The sequence below is a fragment of the Plantibacter sp. Leaf1 genome, assembly GCF_001421315.1.
Classification (GTDB): Bacteria; Actinomycetota; Actinomycetes; order Actinomycetales; family Microbacteriaceae; genus Plantibacter.
In genome coordinates, this window is the sequence record NZ_LMJX01000002.1 from 1,214,728 (window position 1) to 1,233,298 (window position 18,571).

At 65.9% G+C, this 18,571-nt stretch carries 30 protein-coding genes; all 30 read right to left on the reverse strand.

Annotated features, from left to right (window positions below):
- Position 1: 1 nt before the first annotated feature.
- Positions 2-994: a DNA-directed RNA polymerase subunit alpha gene (locus ASE44_RS07935; RefSeq protein ID WP_056008091.1), complete on the reverse strand. Its 993-nt coding sequence runs from the start codon at positions 992-994 to the stop codon at positions 2-4.
- 157 nt (positions 995-1,151) lie between these two features.
- Positions 1,152-1,550 carry a 30S ribosomal protein S11 gene (gene rpsK / locus ASE44_RS07940; RefSeq protein WP_056008094.1) on the reverse strand — a complete coding sequence of 133 codons (399 nt, stop codon included), beginning with the start codon at positions 1,548-1,550 and terminating at the stop codon, positions 1,152-1,154.
- A 41-nt stretch (positions 1,551-1,591) separates the two neighbouring features.
- The gene (gene rpsM / locus ASE44_RS07945) at positions 1,592-1,966 is read right to left on the reverse strand and encodes a 30S ribosomal protein S13 (protein ID WP_056008097.1); all 375 of its coding nucleotides are present in this window, start codon (positions 1,964-1,966) and stop codon (positions 1,592-1,594) included.
- 161 nt (positions 1,967-2,127) lie between these two features.
- Positions 2,128-2,241 (reverse strand): 50S ribosomal protein L36, encoded by a 114-nt coding sequence (rpmJ, locus tag ASE44_RS07950; RefSeq protein WP_021759549.1) that lies wholly within the window; start codon positions 2,239-2,241, stop codon positions 2,128-2,130.
- An 80-nt stretch (positions 2,242-2,321) separates the two neighbouring features.
- Positions 2,322-2,543 carry a translation initiation factor IF-1 gene (gene infA / locus ASE44_RS07955; protein WP_017885304.1) on the reverse strand — a complete coding sequence of 74 codons (222 nt, stop codon included), beginning with the start codon at positions 2,541-2,543 and terminating at the stop codon, positions 2,322-2,324.
- Between the two features lie 152 nt (positions 2,544-2,695).
- Entirely contained in the window at positions 2,696-3,580 is an 885-nt protein-coding gene (locus ASE44_RS07960; protein WP_056008099.1) for an aminodeoxychorismate lyase, read from the reverse strand.
- 47 nt (positions 3,581-3,627) lie between these two features.
- Entirely contained in the window at positions 3,628-4,467 is an 840-nt protein-coding gene (gene map, locus ASE44_RS07965; RefSeq protein ID WP_255353621.1) for a type I methionyl aminopeptidase, read from the reverse strand.
- 20 nt (positions 4,468-4,487) lie between these two features.
- The gene (locus ASE44_RS07970; protein ID WP_056778752.1) at positions 4,488-5,093 is read right to left on the reverse strand and encodes an adenylate kinase; all 606 of its coding nucleotides are present in this window, start codon (positions 5,091-5,093) and stop codon (positions 4,488-4,490) included.
- On the reverse strand, positions 5,090-6,418 hold the full coding sequence (gene secY / locus ASE44_RS07975) for a preprotein translocase subunit SecY (RefSeq protein ID WP_056008105.1): 1,329 nt from the start codon (positions 6,416-6,418) through the stop codon (positions 5,090-5,092). Before secY ends, ASE44_RS07970 begins: the two co-directional genes overlap by 4 nt.
- A gap of 93 nt (positions 6,419-6,511) precedes the next feature.
- Complete coding sequence (rplO, locus tag ASE44_RS07980; RefSeq protein ID WP_082455896.1) at positions 6,512-7,108, reverse strand: 50S ribosomal protein L15; 597 nt, start codon at positions 7,106-7,108, stop codon at positions 6,512-6,514.
- Positions 7,108-7,290 (reverse strand): 50S ribosomal protein L30, encoded by a 183-nt coding sequence (gene rpmD, locus ASE44_RS07985; protein WP_079001710.1) that lies wholly within the window; start codon positions 7,288-7,290, stop codon positions 7,108-7,110. The genes rplO and rpmD overlap by 1 nt, the downstream gene beginning before the upstream one ends.
- On the reverse strand, positions 7,290-8,000 hold the full coding sequence (gene rpsE, locus ASE44_RS07990) for a 30S ribosomal protein S5 (RefSeq protein WP_056008107.1): 711 nt from the start codon (positions 7,998-8,000) through the stop codon (positions 7,290-7,292). The genes rpmD and rpsE overlap by 1 nt, the downstream gene beginning before the upstream one ends.
- Positions 7,997-8,356, reverse strand: coding sequence for a 50S ribosomal protein L18 (rplR, locus tag ASE44_RS07995; RefSeq protein WP_056008110.1), 360 nt, complete (start codon positions 8,354-8,356; stop codon positions 7,997-7,999). The genes rpsE and rplR overlap by 4 nt, the downstream gene beginning before the upstream one ends.
- Before the next feature lie 2 nt (positions 8,357-8,358).
- Positions 8,359-8,895: a 50S ribosomal protein L6 gene (gene rplF, locus ASE44_RS08000; RefSeq protein WP_056008113.1), complete on the reverse strand. Its 537-nt coding sequence runs from the start codon at positions 8,893-8,895 to the stop codon at positions 8,359-8,361.
- A 6-nt stretch (positions 8,896-8,901) separates the two neighbouring features.
- Positions 8,902-9,300, reverse strand: a complete 399-nt coding sequence (rpsH, locus tag ASE44_RS08005) for a 30S ribosomal protein S8 (RefSeq protein ID WP_056008118.1) — start codon at positions 9,298-9,300, stop codon at positions 8,902-8,904.
- A 145-nt stretch (positions 9,301-9,445) separates the two neighbouring features.
- Positions 9,446-10,030 carry a 50S ribosomal protein L5 gene (gene rplE, locus ASE44_RS08010; protein WP_056008119.1) on the reverse strand — a complete coding sequence of 195 codons (585 nt, stop codon included), beginning with the start codon at positions 10,028-10,030 and terminating at the stop codon, positions 9,446-9,448.
- Complete coding sequence (gene rplX, locus ASE44_RS08015; RefSeq protein ID WP_056008121.1) at positions 10,030-10,389, reverse strand: 50S ribosomal protein L24; 360 nt, start codon at positions 10,387-10,389, stop codon at positions 10,030-10,032. The genes rplE and rplX overlap by 1 nt, the downstream gene beginning before the upstream one ends.
- Before the next feature lie 3 nt (positions 10,390-10,392).
- Entirely contained in the window at positions 10,393-10,761 is a 369-nt protein-coding gene (gene rplN, locus ASE44_RS08020) for a 50S ribosomal protein L14 (RefSeq protein WP_056008123.1), read from the reverse strand.
- A gap of 31 nt (positions 10,762-10,792) precedes the next feature.
- On the reverse strand, positions 10,793-11,113 hold the full coding sequence (gene rpsQ, locus ASE44_RS08025; RefSeq protein WP_056008125.1) for a 30S ribosomal protein S17: 321 nt from the start codon (positions 11,111-11,113) through the stop codon (positions 10,793-10,795).
- 2 nt (positions 11,114-11,115) lie between these two features.
- Positions 11,116-11,451 carry a 50S ribosomal protein L29 gene (gene rpmC, locus ASE44_RS08030; protein ID WP_056008128.1) on the reverse strand — a complete coding sequence of 112 codons (336 nt, stop codon included), beginning with the start codon at positions 11,449-11,451 and terminating at the stop codon, positions 11,116-11,118.
- Entirely contained in the window at positions 11,451-11,870 is a 420-nt protein-coding gene (rplP, locus tag ASE44_RS08035; protein WP_056008131.1) for a 50S ribosomal protein L16, read from the reverse strand. The genes rpmC and rplP overlap by 1 nt, the downstream gene beginning before the upstream one ends.
- Before the next feature lie 2 nt (positions 11,871-11,872).
- Entirely contained in the window at positions 11,873-12,661 is a 789-nt protein-coding gene (rpsC, locus tag ASE44_RS08040; RefSeq protein WP_056008134.1) for a 30S ribosomal protein S3, read from the reverse strand.
- Positions 12,661-13,053, reverse strand: coding sequence for a 50S ribosomal protein L22 (rplV, locus tag ASE44_RS08045; RefSeq protein WP_056008137.1), 393 nt, complete (start codon positions 13,051-13,053; stop codon positions 12,661-12,663). The genes rpsC and rplV overlap by 1 nt, the downstream gene beginning before the upstream one ends.
- Before the next feature lie 26 nt (positions 13,054-13,079).
- Entirely contained in the window at positions 13,080-13,361 is a 282-nt protein-coding gene (rpsS, locus tag ASE44_RS08050) for a 30S ribosomal protein S19 (RefSeq protein ID WP_056008140.1), read from the reverse strand.
- Between the two features lie 12 nt (positions 13,362-13,373).
- Entirely contained in the window at positions 13,374-14,213 is an 840-nt protein-coding gene (gene rplB, locus ASE44_RS08055) for a 50S ribosomal protein L2 (protein WP_056008143.1), read from the reverse strand.
- A gap of 28 nt (positions 14,214-14,241) precedes the next feature.
- On the reverse strand, positions 14,242-14,541 hold the full coding sequence (rplW, locus tag ASE44_RS08060; RefSeq protein WP_056008147.1) for a 50S ribosomal protein L23: 300 nt from the start codon (positions 14,539-14,541) through the stop codon (positions 14,242-14,244).
- On the reverse strand, positions 14,538-15,203 hold the full coding sequence (gene rplD / locus ASE44_RS08065; protein WP_056778755.1) for a 50S ribosomal protein L4: 666 nt from the start codon (positions 15,201-15,203) through the stop codon (positions 14,538-14,540). The genes rplW and rplD overlap by 4 nt, the downstream gene beginning before the upstream one ends.
- 4 nt (positions 15,204-15,207) lie before the next feature.
- Positions 15,208-15,861 carry a 50S ribosomal protein L3 gene (rplC, locus tag ASE44_RS08070; protein ID WP_056008154.1) on the reverse strand — a complete coding sequence of 218 codons (654 nt, stop codon included), beginning with the start codon at positions 15,859-15,861 and terminating at the stop codon, positions 15,208-15,210.
- 24 nt (positions 15,862-15,885) lie between these two features.
- Entirely contained in the window at positions 15,886-16,194 is a 309-nt protein-coding gene (gene rpsJ, locus ASE44_RS08075; protein WP_005050520.1) for a 30S ribosomal protein S10, read from the reverse strand.
- A gap of 469 nt (positions 16,195-16,663) precedes the next feature.
- Positions 16,664-18,433 carry a DUF4012 domain-containing protein gene (locus tag ASE44_RS08080; RefSeq protein ID WP_056778758.1) on the reverse strand — a complete coding sequence of 590 codons (1,770 nt, stop codon included), beginning with the start codon at positions 18,431-18,433 and terminating at the stop codon, positions 16,664-16,666.
- Positions 18,434-18,571 lie beyond the last annotated feature (138 nt).

Sequence of the window (18,571 nt, forward strand, 5' to 3'; positions counted from 1 at the left end):
GCTAGGAGACGGTCTCGTCGTCGTAGCCGCTGTAGAAGTGGGCGCCGTCGAACCCGGGGACCGAGTCCTTCAGCGAGAGGCCCATTTCGGTGAGCTTGTCGCGAACCTCATCCACCGACTTCTGACCGAAGTTGCGGATGTTCATGAGCTGCGTCTCCGACAGCGCGACGAGCTCGCTGACGTTGTTGATGCCCTCACGCTTGAGGCAGTTGTACGAGCGCACGGAGAGGTCGAGGTCCTCGATCGGGATCGAGAGCTCGCCGGGCAGCACGGCGTCGACCGGCGCGGGGCCGATCTCGATGCCTTCTGCGGCGGTGTTGAGCTCGCGGGCCAGACCGAACAGCTCGGTCAGCGTGCGACCGGCCGACGCGATGGCGTCGCGCGGCGTGATCGCCGGCTTTGACTCGACGTCGACGACCAGGCGGTCGAAGTCGGTGCGCTCACCGGCACGAGTCGCCTCGACGCGGTAGGTCACCTTGAGGACGGGCGAGTAGATCGAGTCGACGGGGATCTGACCGGCTTCGCTGAACTCGTTGCGGTTCTGCGTCGCCGAGACGTAGCCACGGCCACGCTCGATCGTGAGCTCGAGCTCGAACTTCGCCTTGTCGTTGAGCGTCGCGATGACCAGGTCCGGGTTGTGGACCTCGACACCGGCCGGAGCCGAGATGTCGGCCGCGGTGACCTGGCCTGCGCCGGTCTTGCGGAGGTACGCCGTGATCGGCTCGTCGTGCTCGCTGGAGACGACGAGACCCTTGATGTTCAGGATGATCTCGGTGACGTCTTCCTTGACACCGGGGATGGTGCTGAACTCGTGCAGCACACCGTCGATGCGGATGCTCGTGACTGCGGCGCCCGGGATGGACGACAGCAGGGTGCGACGGAGCGAGTTCCCGAGGGTGTACCCGAAGCCTGGCTCGAGCGGCTCGATGATGAACCGGCTGCGGAACTCCGAGATGGATTCTTCGGTGAGCGTAGGGCGCTGTGCGATGAGCACTATGGATTCCTTTCGGCTAAGTGTCCGCTATATGACACTTGCGTTGGCGAGGTATTGAATTGTGTTCGCTGGCCCTGGTCACCAGGACCATGCCGCGATCCGTCCGCGGCGATCAGATGATCGCCACGGACGGATCACGGCCGGTGAACCGAAGGAATTAGACGCGGCGACGCTTCGGGGGGCGGCAACCGTTGTGTGCCTGAGGCGTGACGTCGTTGATCGAACCGACCTCGAGGCCTGCGGCCTGGAGCGAACGGATCGCGGTCTCGCGGCCGGAGCCCGGTCCCTTGACGAAGACGTCGACCTTCTTCATGCCGTGCTCCTGCGCCTGACGCGCAGCCGACTCGGCGGCGAGCTGTGCGGCGAACGGGGTCGACTTGCGCGAACCCTTGAAGCCGACGCCACCGGACGAAGCCCAGCTGATGACCGCGCCCGAGGGGTCGGTGATCGAGACGATCGTGTTGTTGAACGTCGACTTGATGTGGGCCTGGCCCACGGCGATGTTCTTCTTTTCCTTCTTACGCGGCTTCCGAACGGCCGACTTTGGTGCTGCCATGAATATCTCCTGAGTCCTATGACGAGGCGACTAGGCGGGGCCTAGCGGGCCTTCTTCTTGCCGGCGACGGTGCGCTTCGGGCCCTTGCGGGTGCGCGCATTGGTCTTGGTGCGCTGGCCGTGGACCGGAAGGCCACGACGGTGACGGATGCCCTGGTAGGACCCGATCTCCACCTTGCGGCGGATGTCGGCGGCGACCTCACGGCGGAGGTCACCCTCGACCTTGAAGGTGCCCTCGATGTAATCGCGCAGGGCGATCAGCTGGTCATCGGTGAGATCCTTCACGCGGATGTCTCCGCTGATGCCGGTGTCGGCGAGGGTCTTGAGTGACCGCGTGCGGCCAACACCGTAGATGTACGTCAGTGCAACTTCCACGCGCTTGTCGCGTGGGATGTCTACGCCGGCGAGACGTGCCATGGTGGCTTCTCCTAGGAGTTGTGGAGGTGTGGAGCAGTTCCGGTGCTCGGGCCTCCGACCCGAGGTGTCCCCCGCCGCGCTTGCGCGTTGCAGGATGTGGAACTGCCGTTAGAGGGGTGCTGCTGTGGTGCTCAGGGCTGCGTGCTGCAGGTCCTCTGAGATCAACCCTGGCGCTGCTTGTGGCGCGGGTTCTCGCAGATGACCATGACGCGGCCGTTGCGACGGATGACCTTGCACTTGTCGCAGATCTTCTTGACGCTGGGCTTGACCTTCATAGTTCTCTCTTTTCGCTGTCGTCGTGCCGGGCCCGACACCGGTTGGTGGCGGCGCGTCCGGCCGTTACTTACAGCGCGACCTACTTGTAGCGGTAGACGATCCGACCACGGGTCAGGTCGTAGGGGGTCAGTTCCACGATCACGCGGTCCTCTGGGAGGATGCGGATGTAGTGCTGACGCATTTTGCCCGAAATGTGGGCAAGTACCTTGTGTCCGTTGGTCAGCTCAACGCGGAACATCGCGTTGGGCAGAGCCTCGACCACTTGGCCCTCGATCTCGATGACGCCGTCTTTTTTGGCCATAGCCTCACTGTCGCTCAGGTTGAGTCGCACTGGTCGTGCGGATGGATTGCGGTGCGGATGTCGGCTCGCCGAAGGCATGCAGAAAGCACCAAAGATCGATTCTATGCTATGTTTCGGCGTTTCACCAACTCAACGTCGAGAGGCGCCCGTCGTCACTCGGTCCGCGCGAGGAGGGCGGCGTTCAGCTCCGCCGTGAGTCCTCGGTCGATGCCGACCGGCCGGCCGTCGACGGCTGCGACGGGGGCGGCCAGCCGCACGCTCGACAGCAACCACACCGCATCGGCCTGCATCACATCGTCCGGGGTCAGCATGCGGTGTTCACACGGGTGTCCCTCGGCTTCGAGGTGCTCCCAGAGCGCCAGTTGCGTGGTGCCTGGAAGGATCCCGCTCGACGCGGGCGGCGTGACGAAGGTGCCCCCGATCCGGGCGACCACGGTCGAGGTCGGCCCCTCGAGCACGAACCCGTCGCTGCTCACGAAGAGCACGTCGTCCGCGCCACGACGGTGCGCCTCCCGGAGGGCGGCCATGTTGACCGCGTACGAGAGCGTCTTCGCGCCCGCGAGCAGCCAGGGCGACCGCTCCTGGACGTCACTCGACAGGCCACGATCCAGGAGCACGACCTCGATCCCGTCCGCTCGTTCCGGGAATCCGCTCGCCGGTGTCGCCGAGACCCAGGCCGTCGGACGCTCACCGCTCCCCCGGGTGAGGACGAGACGCACCGCGCTCTGCTCGGCGTCCGGGAGCGCTGCGACCGCGCGATCGACGGCCGTCCGCCACTGCGCGTGGTTCGGCGCAGGCAGGTCGAGGATGGCCGCCGATTCGGTCAGGCGGGCGAGGTGCGCGTCGACCGACTGCGCGTGGCGCCCGACCACACCGATCGTCTCGAAGATCCCGTCGCCGCGTGCCGGCCCCAGGTCGAAGACGCTCAGGACACCGGAGCCGTCACCGCCGGAGGTGATCGACGCTTCGAGCGTCGCCTCGTCGGCCATGGCGTCTGCTGGCAGGACGTCGAGCAGGAACACGATCGGAGCACTCATGACGAGCAACTCTACCGGTGGCGCAGCCGACGCCGGCAGCGCGGTGATCAGGCGGGGCGGACCGGTGTGACACCGAACGCGGCCAGGGCCGCAGCGCCGCCATCTGACGCCGTCAGCACCCAGATGCCGTCGCGGTGCACGGCCACGCTGTGCTCCCAGTGCGCTGCAGCCGCACCGTCGAGCGTGGCGACCGTCCATTCGTCGTCGCGGACGAAGGTGTCGGGGCTCCCCGCCACCACCATCGGCTCGATGGCCACCACGAGCCCGGGCTTCACCTCGGGGCCGCGCTGGCGGACGCGGTAGTTGAAGACCGGCGGCGCCTCGTGCATCGTGCGACCGATGCCGTGACCGACGTAGTCGGTGAGGATGCCGTACGGACGGCCCTCAGGGGAATGGTCCTCGACGTACTCCTCGATCGCCGCACCGACCTGATTGAGGTGACGCGCCGTCGCGAGTTCGGCGATGCCGGCCCACAGCGACCCTTCGGTCACGGCCGACAACCGCTCGCGCTCGGCGACGAGTTCCGGACGGCTCGGGTCCGGCAGGACGATGGTCATCGCCGAATCGCCGTTCCAGCCGTCGATCTCCGCCCCGCTGTCGACCGAGACGATGTCACCGGGAGCGAGGACCCGGCCGCCGGGGATCCCGTGCACGACGTCATCGTTCACCGAGGTGCAGACCGTGTGCCGATATCCCGGGACGAGCTTGAAGTTGGAGTGGCCACCGGCAGCGATGATCGCCGCCTCCGCCACCGCGTCGAGCTGCAGGGTCGTGACTCCGGGAGCGATCCGTTCGCGGACGGCGTCGAGCGACGCCGCCGTGGCGAGCCCGGGCGCGATCATCGCGCGCATCTGCTCGGGGGTCTTGTAGATCGACTTCCGGAACACCGTACTGGAGGCGTTCTGCGTCAGACGGCGGGCACGATGATGCCGCGAGCTGCCAACGCGGCATCGATGCGGGCGGTCACCTCGGACACCTCACCGAGTCCGTCCACGGCGACGACGAGTCCGCGCGCGGTGAAGACCTCGATCAGCGGAGCGGTCTCCTTCGAGTACAGCTCGAGCCGGTGACGGATGACCTCTTCGGTGTCGTCGGGGCGACCTTCCGCTTCAGCACGCTTCAGCAACCGGACGACGACCTCCTCCGTCTCGGCCTGCAACTGCACGACCGCGTCGAGACTCGTGCCGTTCTCCGCGAGGAGCGCGTCGAGCGCGACGACCTGGTCGGTCGTGCGCGGGTACCCGTCGAGCAGGAACCCGTCGAGGGCGTCCGGCTGGTGCAGGCGGTCGCGCACGATCTCGTTGGTCAACGAGTCCGGGACGTAGCCGCCCCCGCGGACGAGCTCCTGGACCTGCTTGCCGAGCGGCGTGCCGCCCTTGATGTTCGCGCGGAAGATGTCTCCGGTCGAGATCGCCGGGATGCCGAAGCGCTCCGACAGGAAGGCTGCCTGCGTGCCCTTGCCGGACCCGGGAGGACCGACGATGAGCAGACGGGGCTTTCCGGACGCGCTCAACGCAGGAGTCCTTCGTAGTGGCGCTGCTGGAGCTGCGAGTCGATCTGCTTCACCGTCTCGAGGCCGACGCCGACGATGATGAGGATCGATGCGCCGCCGAAGGGGAAGTTCGCATTCGCGCCGACGAGCGCCAGAGCGATGAGTGGCAGGAGCGCGATCAACCCCAGATAAATCGAGCCGGGGAGCGTGACCCGTGTCAGCACGTAGTCGAGGTACTCGGCCGTCGGGCGACCCGCGCGGATGCCGGGGATGAAGCCGCCGTACTTCTTCATGTTGTCGGCGACCTCTTCTGGGTTGAAGGTGATCGCGACGTAGAAGTAGGTGAACCCGACGATGAGCAGGAAGTACATGAGCATGTACAGCGGGTGGTCGCCCTTGGTGAGGTACTGCTGGATCCAGAGGACCCACGGCGCCGGCGTACCGGTCGTCGGCTGGTTGAACTGCGCGATGAGGGCCGGCAGGTACAGGATCGACGACGCGAAGATGACGGGCACCACACCGGCCATGTTGACCTTGATGGGGATGTAGGTGTTGTTGCCGCCGTAGGTGCGGCGTCCGACCATGCGCTTGGCGTACTGCACGGGGATGCGGCGCTGCGACTGTTCGACGAACACGACGAGCCCGACGATGACCAGCCCGACGGCGAGGACGAGGAGGAAGACCTCCGGTCCCTTCGCAGTCCAGATGGCGGCGAGCGAACCGGGGAAGGTCGCGGCGATCGAGGTGAAGATGAGGAGGGACATGCCGTTGCCGACACCACGCTCGGTGACGAGCTCGGCCATCCACATGACGAGGCCGGTGCCGGCCGTCATGGTGACGACCATGAGGAGCATGCCGTACCAGGTGCCGCCCTGGGCGGTGATGAGGTCGGCGCAGACGCCGCCCTGGTTCCCGAAGAGCGCACCGCTCTTCGCGACCGTGATCAGCGTCGTCGACTGGAGGATGCCGAGGAAGATCGTCAGGTAGCGGGTGTACTGCGTCAGCTTGCCCTGGCCGGACTGGCCTTCCTTGTGCAGCGTCTCGAAGTGCGGGATGACCACGCGGAGCAGCTGGACGATGATCGACGCGGTGATGTAGGGCATGATGCCCAGCGCGAAGATGGAGAGTTGGAGGAGAGCGCCACCGCTGAAGAGGTTGACGAGCTCGTAGAGGCCCGAAGCTCCGGCTGCCTGCTGGTTCGCGAGGCACTGCTGCACGTTCGGGAAGTTCACGAACGGAGCTGGGATGAAGGACCCGAGCCGGTAGATGGCGATGATTCCGAGTGTGAACCCGATCTTCCGACGAAGATCCGGGGTCCGGAAGATCCGGCCGATGGCGGTGAACAAAAGGGGCCTCCTGTGGGATGGTGCGGGGTCGGCCCGGGTGACCGGCATGATGCCGGCCACCCGAGTGAGCTCCTGTGCGGAGCCGGCCGAGGGCTACTTGACGCTGCCCCCGGCTGCCACGATCTTCTGCTCAGCTGAGCCGGAGACCTTGTCGACCGCGACATTCAGCTTAACCGAGATGTCACCGTTTCCGAGAACCTTGACCTTCTCGTTCTTCCGGACGGCACCCTTGGCGACGAGGTCGACCGTGGTGACGTCGCCACCCTTGGGGTACAGCTCGGCGAGCTTCTCCAGGTTCACGACCTGGTACTCGACGCGGAAGGGGTTCTTGAAGCCACGGAGCTTCGGGGTGCGCATGTGCAGCGGCATCTGCCCACCCTCGAAGCCGACCTTGACGTTGTAGCGGGCCTTCGTACCCTTGGTACCGCGACCAGCGGTCTTACCCTTGGACGCCTCACCGCGACCGACGCGCATCCGGGCCTTCTTGGCACCGGCGGCGGGACGGAGGTGGTGGACCTTCAGGACCTGCTCGCGCTTCTCGGCGGGCTCGTCCGTCGCGGGCTTCTTGGCAGCAGCAGCCTTGGGGGCCGCCTTCGCCTTCGGCTCGGACTTCGCAGCGGCCGTCTTCGGAGCTGCCTTCGCAGCGGCCTTGGGGGCCTTCTCCTCAGTGGTTTCGTTCTTCTCAGCCATTAGTCGATCTCCTCAACCTGTACGAGGTGAGCAACAGTGTTCACGTAGCCGCGGTTCTGTGCGTTGTCCGGACGGACGACGACAGCACCGATGCGACGGAGACCCAGGCTGCGAAGCGTGTCGCGCTGGTTCTGCTTCTCACTAATTCTGCCCTTGATCTGGGTGATCCTCAGCTGGGCCATCAGGCACCTACCTTCGCAGCAGCGGCCGCCTGAACGGCCTCTGCCTCTGCACGGAGCAGACGGGCCGGAGCGACCTGGTCGAACTCGAGACCACGACGGGCTGCAACGGCACGAGGTTCCTCGAGCTGCTTCAGCGCCGTGACGGTCGCGTGAACGATGTTGATCGTGTTGGACGAGCCGAGCGACTTGCTCAGGACGTCGTGGATACCGGCGCACTCGAGGACGGCGCGGACCGGACCACCGGCGATGACACCGGTACCGGCGGCGGCCGGGCGCAGGAGCACCACACCGGCTGCCGCCTCACCCTGGGTGGGGTGCGGGATGGTCGAACCGACGCGCGGGACGCGGAAGAAGTTCTTCTTCGCCTCCTCGACACCCTTCGCGATCGCGAGGGGCACTTCGCGGGCCTTGCCGTAGCCGACGCCGACCATGCCGTTGCCGTCACCGACGACCACGAGGGCGGTGAAGCTGAAGCGACGACCACCCTTCACGACCTTCGAGACACGGTTGATGGTCACGACGCGCTCCAGGAACTGGCTCTTGTCGCTGTCGCGGCTTCCGCGGTCGCGGTTCGGGTTGCGCTCACGGCCTCCGCGACGCGCCTCGCGCGGCTCGCGGTCACCGGTCGGTGCCGTCGACGCCGCGGTCTCGACCGGGGCCTCGGCCACGGTTGCGACAGGCTCTTGCAGCTGCTTGTTGTCTTCGCTCACAGGTTCAATCCGCCCTCTCGAGCACCATCGGCAATTGCTGCCACGCGACCTGCGTAGCGGTTGCCTCCACGGTCAAATACGACATCTTCGATGCCGGCTGCCTTCGCACGCTCGGCGATGAGTTCGCCGACCTTGCGCGACTTGGCGGTCTTGTCGCCGTCGAACGTCCGGAGGGTGTCCTCCATGGTCGAGGCGGAGACGAGGGTGTGACCCTTCGTGTCATCGACAACCTGCACGAACACGTGACGGGCTGAACGGTTGACGACGAGGCGCGGACGGACCGCGGTGCCCTCGACCTTCTTGCGCAGACGCGCGTGGCGACGGCCACGTGCGGCAGTCTTCGTTGGACGAGCCATGGTTACTTACCAGCCTTTCCGGCCTTGCGACGCACGATCTCGCCGGCGTAGCGCACGCCCTTGCCCTTGTACGGCTCGGGCTTGCGGATCTTACGGATGTTGGCGGCGACCTCGCCGACGGCCTGCTTGTCGATACCGGCGACCGTGAGCTTGTTGTTGCCCTCGACGGTCAGCGTGATGCCGACCGGCGGCTCGACGGTGACGGGGTGCGAGAAGCCGAGCGCGAACTCGACGGCGCTGCCCTTCTGTGCGACGCGGTAACCGGTACCGACGACCTCGAGGCCCTTGGAGTAGCCCTGGGTGACGCCGATGATCTGGTTCGCGATGAGCGTGCGGGTCAGGCCGTGGAGCGAACGCGAGTTGCGCTCGTCGTCGGGACGCGTGACCAGCAGCTGTGCGTCTTCGAGCTTGACCTCGATGGGGCTGGCGACGACGAGCGAGAGCTCACCCTTCGGGCCCTTGACGGTGACGTTCTGGCCGGCGACGTCGATGGTGACGCCTGCCGGGATGTCGATGGGGAGTCTTCCAATACGAGACATGACTGGCTACCACACGTAGGCGAGGATTTCCCCACCCACGCCCTTCTTCTCGGCCTGGCGGTCCGTGAGGAGTCCGCTGGAGGTGGACAGGATGACGACGCCGAGGCCGCCGAGGACCTTGGGGATCTCGTTCGACTTCGCGTAGACGCGGAGGCCGGGCTTCGAGACGCGCTTGATGCCGGCGATGGAGCGCTCGCGGTTCGGGCCGAACTTGAGGCTCAGCGAGAGCGTCTGTCCGACGGCCGCGTCAGCGACCTCCCAGCCGGAGATGTAGCCCTCGGACTTGAGGATCTCGGCGATGTTCACCTTGAGCTTGGAGTGCGGCATCGACACGGTGTCGTGGTGCGCCGAGTTCGCATTGCGCAGTCTGGTCAGCATGTCTGCGACCGGATCTGTCATGGTCATATCGAGTGTTTCCTTTGTTCACCAGGTTTCGACATCCTGTGCAAGGGTGCCGACCTGTGGTGGTTGAACCGTTCTGGGCAGGAGTGCCCCGAACGGGCGGAAGCCCGGTCCTCGACATACACCGAGGACCGGGCAGAAGCTCAGCCTACTTGGACTCAGCTGCCTTGAACGGGAAGCCGAGCGCCTTGAGCAGCGCGCGACCCTCGTCGTCGTTCTTGGCCGTGGTCACGACGGTGATGTCGAAGCCGCGGACGCGATCGATCTTGTCCTGGTCGATCTCGTGGAACATGGACTGCTCCTGGAGACCGAAGGTGTAGTTGCCGTTGCCGTCGAACTGCTTGTCCGAGAGGCCGCGGAAGTCGCGGATACGCGGAAGAGCGAGGCTCAGCAGGCGGTCCAGGAACTCCCAGGCGCGGTCGCCACGAAGCGTGACGTGAGCGCCGATGGGCTGACCCTCGCGCAGCTTGAACTGCGCGATGGACTTGCGAGCCTTGGTGACCTGCGGCTTCTGGCCGGTGATCTTGGTGAGGTCCGAAACAGCGCCGTCGATGACCTTGCTGTCGCGGGCTGCCTCGCCCACACCGGTGTTGACAACGACCTTCACGAGACCGGGCACCTGGTGCACGTTCGTGAAGCCGAAGTCCTTCTGCAGCTGCGGAAGGATCTCAGCGCGGTACTTCTGCTTGAGACGGGGCTGGATTTTGCCAGTCGCCACTTCTGTGTCGGTCATTAGAGGTCCTTACCTGACTTCTTGGCGTAACGAACGCGGACCGTCTTGGTGACGCCGTCCTTCGTGACTTCCTCGTTGCGGTGGCCGACCTTGGTCGGGCCCTTGGTCTCCGGGTCGACGAGCGCGACGTTGGAGATGTGGATCGAAGCCTCGACGGTCTCGATGCCGCCGGTCTTCGTCCCACGCTGGGTCTGGCCGACACGGGAGTGCTTCGTGACGTAGTTGACGCCCTCCACGATCACCCGGTTCTTGTCCGCCAGGACCTCGATGACGCGACCCTGCTTGCCGCGGTAACCACCGCGGTCCTGCTTCGGGCCGGAGACGACCTGAACCAGGTCGCCCTTCTTGATCTTTGCCATGACTTAGATAACCTCCGGCGCCAACGAGACGATCTTCATGAACTTCTTGTCACGAAGCTCGCGACCGACCGGTCCGAAGATGCGGGTACCACGGGGGTCCCCGTCAGCCTTCAGGATGACAGCGGCGTTCTCGTCGAACTTGATGTAGGAACCGTCGGGACGACGGGTCTGCTTGCGGGTGCGGACGATGACCGCCTTGACGACGTCGCCCTTCTTGACGTTGCCACCGGGGATCGCGTCCTTGACGGTCGCGACGATGGTGTCACCGAGACCCGCGTAGCGGCGGCCGGAGCCACCGAGCACACGAATGGTCAGGAGCTCCTTGGCACCGGTGTTGTCGGCGACCTTGACTCGTGATTCTTGCTGAAGCATTGTTCGCTTTCCTCTCAGTAAGCCGCGAGGCCTACTTGGCCTTCTCGAGAATCTCGACCAGGCGCCAGCGCTTGGTGGCGCTGGTCGGGCGGGTCTCGCTGATCAGGACGAGGTCGCCGATGCCGGCGGAGTTCGCCTCGTCGTGAGCCTTGACCTTGGAGGTGCGGCGGATGACCTTGCCGTAGAGCGGGTGCTTCACGCGGTCCTCGACCTCGACGACGATGGTCTTCTCCATCTTGTCGCTGGTCACCAGACCACGACGGGTCTTGCGGTAGCCACGAGCAGCGGCGTCCTTGACGTCGTGCTCGGCCGACTCGTGACCCTCGGGGGCCTTGTCAGTAGCGGTAGCCATGTCTAGGCCTCCTTCGTGGTCTCGGCGTCGGCTGCAGCGGTGTCCTCGGACTTCGGTGCGGCCTTGGCCTTCTTGGTCTTCTTCTCGGCCTTGGCCTCGACGACCTCGACGGTCGGCGTGGCCCGGATGCCGAGCTCGCGCTCACGGATGACCGTGTAGATGCGAGCGATGTCGCGCTTCACGGCGCGCAGGCGGCCGTGGTTCTCGAGCTGCCCCGTGGCCGACTGGAAGCGCAGGTTGAACAGCTCTTCCTTGGCCTTGCGGAGCTCCTCGACGAGGCGCTGGTCTTCAAAGGTGTCGAGCTCGACGGGGGTGAGCTCCTTGGATCCGATCGCCATTATGCGTCGCCCTCCTCGCGCTTGATGATGCGTGCCTTGAGGGGCAGCTTGTGGATTGCACGGGTGAGCGCCTCGCGGGCCAGGGTCTCATCGACTCCGGCGACCTCGAACAGCACACGACCCGGCTTGACGTTCGCGACCCACCACTCGGGCGAACCCTTACCGGAACCCATGCGGGTTTCGGCGGGCTTCTTGGTCAGCGGACGGTCGGGGTAGATGTTGATCCACACCTTGCCGCCGCGCTTGATGTGACGCGTCATGGCGATACGAGCGGACTCGATCTGACGGTTGGTCACGTAAGCGGGCGTCAGGGCCTGGATGCCGTACTCACCGAACGACACCTTGGTGCCACCGGTTGCCTGGCCGGAACGGCCGGGGTGGTGCTGCTTCCGGTGCTTGACTTTGCGTGGGATCAACATGGTTATGCCTCAACTCCTGCGGCGGCGGGCGCCTCGACAGCTGCCTTGGGGGCGCTGCTCGGACCGGCGTTGCGACGGGGGCGGTCGCCACCGTCACGGCGCTCGGGACGCGTCGACTTCTGGTTGGCCTGCTCGCGAGCAAGCTCCTTGTTGGTGATGTCGCCCTTGTAGATCCAGACCTTCACGCCGATGCGGCCGAACGTGGTCTTCGCCTCGTAGAAGCCGTAGTCGATGTTCGCGCGGAGCGTGTGCAGCGGCACACGGCCTTCGCGGTAGAACTCGGAACGGCTCATCTCAGCGCCGCCGAGACGGCCGGACACCTGGATACGGACACCCTTGACGGTGGACGTGCGCTGGGCGCCCTGCAGGCCCTTACGCATCGCGCGGCGGAAGGCCACACGTGCGGAGAGCTGCTCGGCGATGCCCTGTGCGACGAGCTGAGCGTCGGCCTCGGGGTTCTTGACCTCGAGGATGTTCAGCTGGATCTGCTTCTTCGTGAGCTTCTCGAGGTCGGCACGGATGCGCTCGGCCTCGGCGCCACGACGACCGATCACGATGCCCGGACGGGCGGTGTGAATGTCGACGCGGACGCGGTCACGGGTTCGCTCGATCTCGATGCGGCTGACTCCAGCGCGGTCGAGCGAGGTCGCCAGCAGACGGCGGATCTTGACGTCTTCCGCGACGAAGTCGCTGTAACGCTGACCCTTCTTCGTGCTGTCGGAGAACCAACGCGACACGTGGTCGGTCGTGATTCCCAGACGGAAGCCGTATGGATTGACTTTCTGACCCATTACTTGCTCACCTTCTTGGCCTTGGCAGCGCCGGCAGTCTCATCAGGCGTCGAGAGCTCGACGGTGATGTGGCTGGTGCGCTTGAGGATGCGGAACGCGCGGCCCTGTGCGCGGGGACGGAAACGCTTGAGGGTTGCACCCTCATCGACGTACGCCTTCGCGATGTACAGGTCCTGCTCGTCCAGGAACACGTTGTCCTTGTCGGCCGTGACGCGAGCGTTCGCGATGGCCGAGGCAACGAGCTTGTAGATGGGCTCGCTGGCACTCTGCGGTGCGAACTTCAGGATGGCCAAGGCCTCCTGAGCCTGCTTGCCACGGATGAGCGCGACGACACGACGGGCCTTCTGGGGGGTGACGCGGATGTGTCGCACGCGGGCGATCGACTCCACCATTTCTCTTCCTCCTTCACGTCACCGCGTTAGCGGCGACGGCCCTTCTTGTCGTCCTTCACGTGTCCACGGAAGGTGCGGGTGGGCGCGAACTCGCCGAGCTTGTGCCCGACCATCGTCTCGGTGACGAACACCGGGATGTGCTTGCGACCGTCGTGGACGGCGATGGTGTGACCCAGCATGGCCGGGATGATCATCGATCGACGCGACCAGGTCTTGATCACGTTCTTGTTGCTGGCCTCGTTCGCCGTGACGACCTTGCGGAGCAGGTGGTCGTCGACGAAGGGGCCCTTCTTGAGACTGCGTGGCATCTTCTCTTACTCCTACTTACGCTTCTTGCCGGCGGTACGACGACGAACGATGAGCTTGTCGCTTTCCTTGTTGGGGTGGCGCGTGCGGCCTTCTTTCTGGCCCCACGGGCTGACCGGGTGACGTCCACCGGAGGTCTTGCCCTCACCACCACCGTGCGGGTGGTCGATCGGGTTCATCGCGACACCACGGACGGTCGGGCGGACGCCCAGCCAGCGCTTACGGCCGGCCTTACCCCAGTTGATGTTCGACTGCTCGGCGTTGCCGACCTCACCGATGGTGGCGCGGCAGCGCAGGTCGACGTTGCGGATCTCGCCGGACGGCAGACGGAGCTGCGCGTACGGGCCGTCCTTCGCGACGAGACGCACCGATGCACCCGCGGAGCGGGCCATCTTCGCGCCGCCACCGGGACGGAGCTCGATCGCGTGGATGACGGTACCGGTCGGGATGTTCTTCAAGGGCAGGTTGTTACCCGGCTTGATGTCCGCGCCGGCGCCCGACTCGACGATGTCGCCCTGGCTCAGCTTGTTCGGAGCGAGGATGTAGCGCTTGGTGCCGTCCACGAAGTGGAGCAGCGCGATACGAGCCGTGCGGTTGGGGTCGTACTCGATGTGAGCGACCTTGGCGTTGACGCCGTCCTTGTCGTTGCGACGGAAGTCGATCAGACGGTACTGGCGCTTGTGGCCACCACCGATGTGACGCGTCGTGATGCGGCCCTGGTTGTTGCGACCACCGGTCTTCGACAACGGACGAAGCAGCGACTTCTCCGGCGTCGTACGGGTGATCTCCGCGAAGTCCGCGACAGACGAACCGCGACGACCAGGAGTCGTGGGCTTGTACTTACGAATAGCCATTTCTTATTCCTCTTCGTTCCCGGCCGTCTTAGCCAACAGCCGTGAAGATGTCGATGGAACCCGACTTGAGCGACACGATGGCGCGCTTGGTGTCCTTGCGCTTTCCGGTGCCGAACTTGGTGCGACGGGTCTTGCCCTGACGGGTGAGGGTGTTGATCGAAGCGACCTCGACACCGAAGATCTTCTCGATGGCGAGCTTGATCTCGGTCTTGTTCGAGCGCGGGTCGACGAGGAAGGTGTACTTGCCCTCGTCGATCAGGCTGTAGCTCTTCTCGGAGACGACCGGCGCGAAGATGACGTCGCGGGGGTCCTTGTTGATCGCGGTCATGCCGAGACCTCCTCGGTTGCGGCCTTGGCGCCGGTCTTGCTGGCGACGAATGCCTCGAAGGCGGCCTTGGTGAAGACGATGTCGTCGGAGACGAGCACGTCGTATGCGTTCAGCTGGTCGTACGACAGCACGTGCACGTTCTGCAGGTTGCGGACGCTGCGGTGGCTGAGCTCGTCGTCGCGCTGGAGGACGATCAGGACGTGCTTCGAGGAAGCGACGTTCGTCAGGTACTCGGAGACGACCTTCGTCGACGGCTTCTCGCCGAACGAGAGGGAGTCGACGACGTGGAGGCGGCTGCCACGAGCGCGGTCGGAGATGGCACCGAGCAGAGCTGCGGCGATCATCTTCTTGGGGGTGCGCTGCGAGTAGCTGCGGGGCACTGGACCGTGGACGATGCCACCGCCGGTCATCTGAGGTGCGCGGATGGAGCCCTGACGAGCGTTACCCGTGCCCTTCTGCTTGAACGGCTTGCGGCCTGCACCGGACACTTCGCCGCGGCGCTTGGTCTTGTGCGTGCCCTGGCGTGCGGCAGCGAGCTGCGCGACGACCACCTGGTGGATGAGCGGGATGTTGGTCTGAACGTCGAACACCTCGGCAGGAAGGTCGACGGTGCCGGCCTTCTTGAGCTTGGTGTCGAGCACGTCGAGAGTAGCGATAGCCATGGAACTACGCTCCCTTCACTGCGGTGCGGACGAATACGATGCGGCCACGAGCGCCGGGAACGGCACCCTTGACGAGCAGCAGGCCCTTCTCGGCGTCGATCGCGTGAACCCGGAGGTTCAGCACGGTGACGCGCTCGCCACCCATACGACCGGCCATGCGCATGCCCTTGAAGACACGGCTGGGGGTCGAGGAGGCGCCGATGGAACCCGGCTTGCGGTGGTTGCGGTGAGCACCGTGAGATGCGCCCGTTCCCTTGAAGTTGTGACGCTTCATGACACCGGCGAAACCCTTACCCTTCGAAGTGCCGACGACGTCGACCTTCTGGCCGGCCTCGAAGACACCGTCGACGGTGAGCTCCTGGCCGAGCGAGTACTCGGATGCGTCAGCGGTGCGGACCTCGGTGAGGTGACGACGCGGCGTCACGCCGGCCTTGTCGAAGTGACCCGCGTCAGGCTTGCTGACCTTGCGGGGATCGATCTGGCCGTACGCGATCTGCACGGCGTCGTAGCCGTCGACCTCGGGGGTGCGGACCTGGGTGACCACGTTGGGCGTGATCTCGATGACGGTGACGGGAACGAGCTTGTTGTTCTCGTCCCATACCTGGGTCATGCCGAGCTTGGTGCCGAGCAGACCCTTGCTGGTCTTGGTGTTAGACATGTCTTCCTTCCGTCTCTACCGAGCTCAGAGCTTGATCTCGATGTTGACGTCCGCCGGCAGGTCGAGACGCATGAGCGAGTCGACGGCCTTCGGGGTCGGGTCGATGATGTCGATCAGACGCTTGTGGGTGCGCATTTCGAAGTGCTCCCGGCTGTCCTTGTACTTGTGCGGCGAACGGATCACGCAGACCACGTTCTTCTCCGTCGGAAGCGGCACGGGGCCGACGACGGTTGCGCCTGCACGGGTGACCGTGTCGACGATCTTGCGCGCCGAAGTATCGATGACCTCATGGTCATACGACTTCAGTCGGATGCGGATCTTCTGTCCCGCCATGTGTGACTCACTCTCTGTCTCGCGTCGTGCGGATCTCTCCGTATTGGACGCATATCGTGCGCTTTGCAACGTTCGGTTGCTCCACGCCATTGGCACTACTGGTGTCGCACCACTGTTCTGCTGTCAACGACCACTCGCGTCTTGCGACCCTCGTGGTCATCCACCGGCTTCCACTCCGACTCGTGGTCGGGGCTGGGCGCAGCGCTGCTACGACCTGGATTGCGATGAAGTGATTGGTGTCCTGCTACCCGCGGCCTAGGCTCGATCCCTGTCGCGTTGCCGCGTCTGGGAGCTCCTATGCACTACCTGGCAGTGATCCGCCGGAGCGCACACAGGCACGCTCGTCCGAAATACTGAACTGGACTAGTTTGCCACGGATCCACCATGCGTGCAACCCGGGCGTGTCGCGATCTCAGGATGGTCAGGATCCGCCCAGTCTCGGGAGTTCGAGCAGTCTCCGGGCCGCTCCTCAGCAGGGGTCCACGGCCTTCTCGACCTCGACCGGATGCACCCCCGGGGTGCCGTCGAAGACCACCTCGTCCACGACTGAACCCTCGATCGACGCCTCCACCTCGACCGTGACCGTCGCGCCGGGCGGGATGCTCACGATCGCGTACGCGACCGGCCGTCCGTCGTCGCTCCCCGACACGTACGGGACGTCCACACCACCGACTCGGACCGCGCGGATCGCGGAGTCGTCGGGGGCGTAGGCCATGATGCGGAGGCGGATCGTGCCTCGCTCGAGCCCCTCCCGTTCGTAGAAGCCCGCGATGTAGTCGAACTCCTCCGACCCGAGTGACGCCTCGGTGTCGATCGTGTTGGTGAACGCGGACGAGACCGTCACCGGACGCGTGCCATCGGCAGCACAGGAGCCTGCAGCGACCCGCACCCGCTGCTGCAGGTAGTACTCGAGCTTGGAACCGACGGCGTCGGCGAGGTAGAGACCGAAGGAGGCAGCTCGATCCGAGCGCTCCGGGCCCGCTCCCCCGACCCCCGCGAGCACCAGCGCCCGCTCCTCGACCCGGTCAGGGCTCCAAGCGAGCAGACGATGTTCGTCCACCGCCTGCGCCCAGGCCTCGACCGCCTGCGGGACGTCGACCGCACCACCCTGCAGCTGGGCGACGAGCGCCTGCACGATGGAGGTGAAGGTCGCGTCCTGGGCGCGGTTCGCCTCGTCCGTCAGGCCGGGGTGCTCCCGGTAGACGCCGTTCAGGAGCCGCGCGACCAGGGTGTCGCTCGTGATCGCCGAGCCGTCGTCGAGGGCGACCGGGCCGGTCGCCCTGAGGAGGTAGGAGAGGGCAGCGGGGTCGACCGCGAGGATGAGGTCGGGTTCGACCCCCTGGCTCTCCTGCCACAGCTGGGACGCGACCTGCGCGCCATAGGGGAAGTCCGGGCGAGCGGTCACCTCGTGGATGGAGGTGCCGGCGAGCGCATAGCCGTCGCTTCGGTAGAGCTCGTCGGTGTCTGCCGGGAGCGGCAGGACCGGATCGGCATGGGCCACGAAGTCCGCGGCCGAGAGCGTCCGGGTCACGTCGAGCACCCCGTCCTCGATGTGGACGAGGACCGAAGCGCCGGCGATCCCGCCGAGTGCACGGCTCTCCGCCGAGTTCTGGAAGAGCACCGCCACATCACGCGGACCGTCCTCCCCTAGCAGCCCGGGCAGCGCGCGGAGCACCGGCGCCAGGCTGGCGCTGAGCGACGAGGCATCCTGCAGTGGTCCGTCGACGCCGTCGAGCGCCGCGGACACCTGTGGGAGCAGCGCCGAGCGGTCGAGGCGGTCGAGCCGTGCGACCTGCTCCTCCAGTCGCTCGAGCGCCCGGGCGGAGGTCCGGGCGATCTCACCCAGCCGCACGGTGTCGAGCCGACCGTCGACCGCGAGGCCGTCGAGCGGCAGGGCGAGGACCGGTTCCAGCACGTCGTCGACGACCACGTGCGCCGCCTCGACGGCTGTTCGGACGGCTTCGAAGTTGGCCCCGGCGACGGGGACCCGCTCGGCGATCCACCAGTCGACGCCCCGGGTGACTTCGAGGGCACGTTCCACCGCGCGCCCCGCGCGATCCAAGGCCTCAGTGTCGACACCTTCCGCACCGCCTCCGCCGACGCCGACCCGCACCGCTTCGAGTTCCGGCAGCGCGGCGACGAGTTCGTCACGGACGCCCAGGGCGTGCGTCGCTGCGGAGACCGTCGCGACTCCAGCGCCCAGGAGGACCGACACCCCGAGCAGACAGGGGATCAGCACGCGGGGTCGGAAGCGGCGGCGTGGAGCGGAGGACGAGCGGGACACGTGGACCTCGGGTGGGTGATGCCTGCCCGGGTTGGCAGACGTCTCATATATTACACGCCACCGCTGAACATGTGCTGCGAGCATCGGGGAACG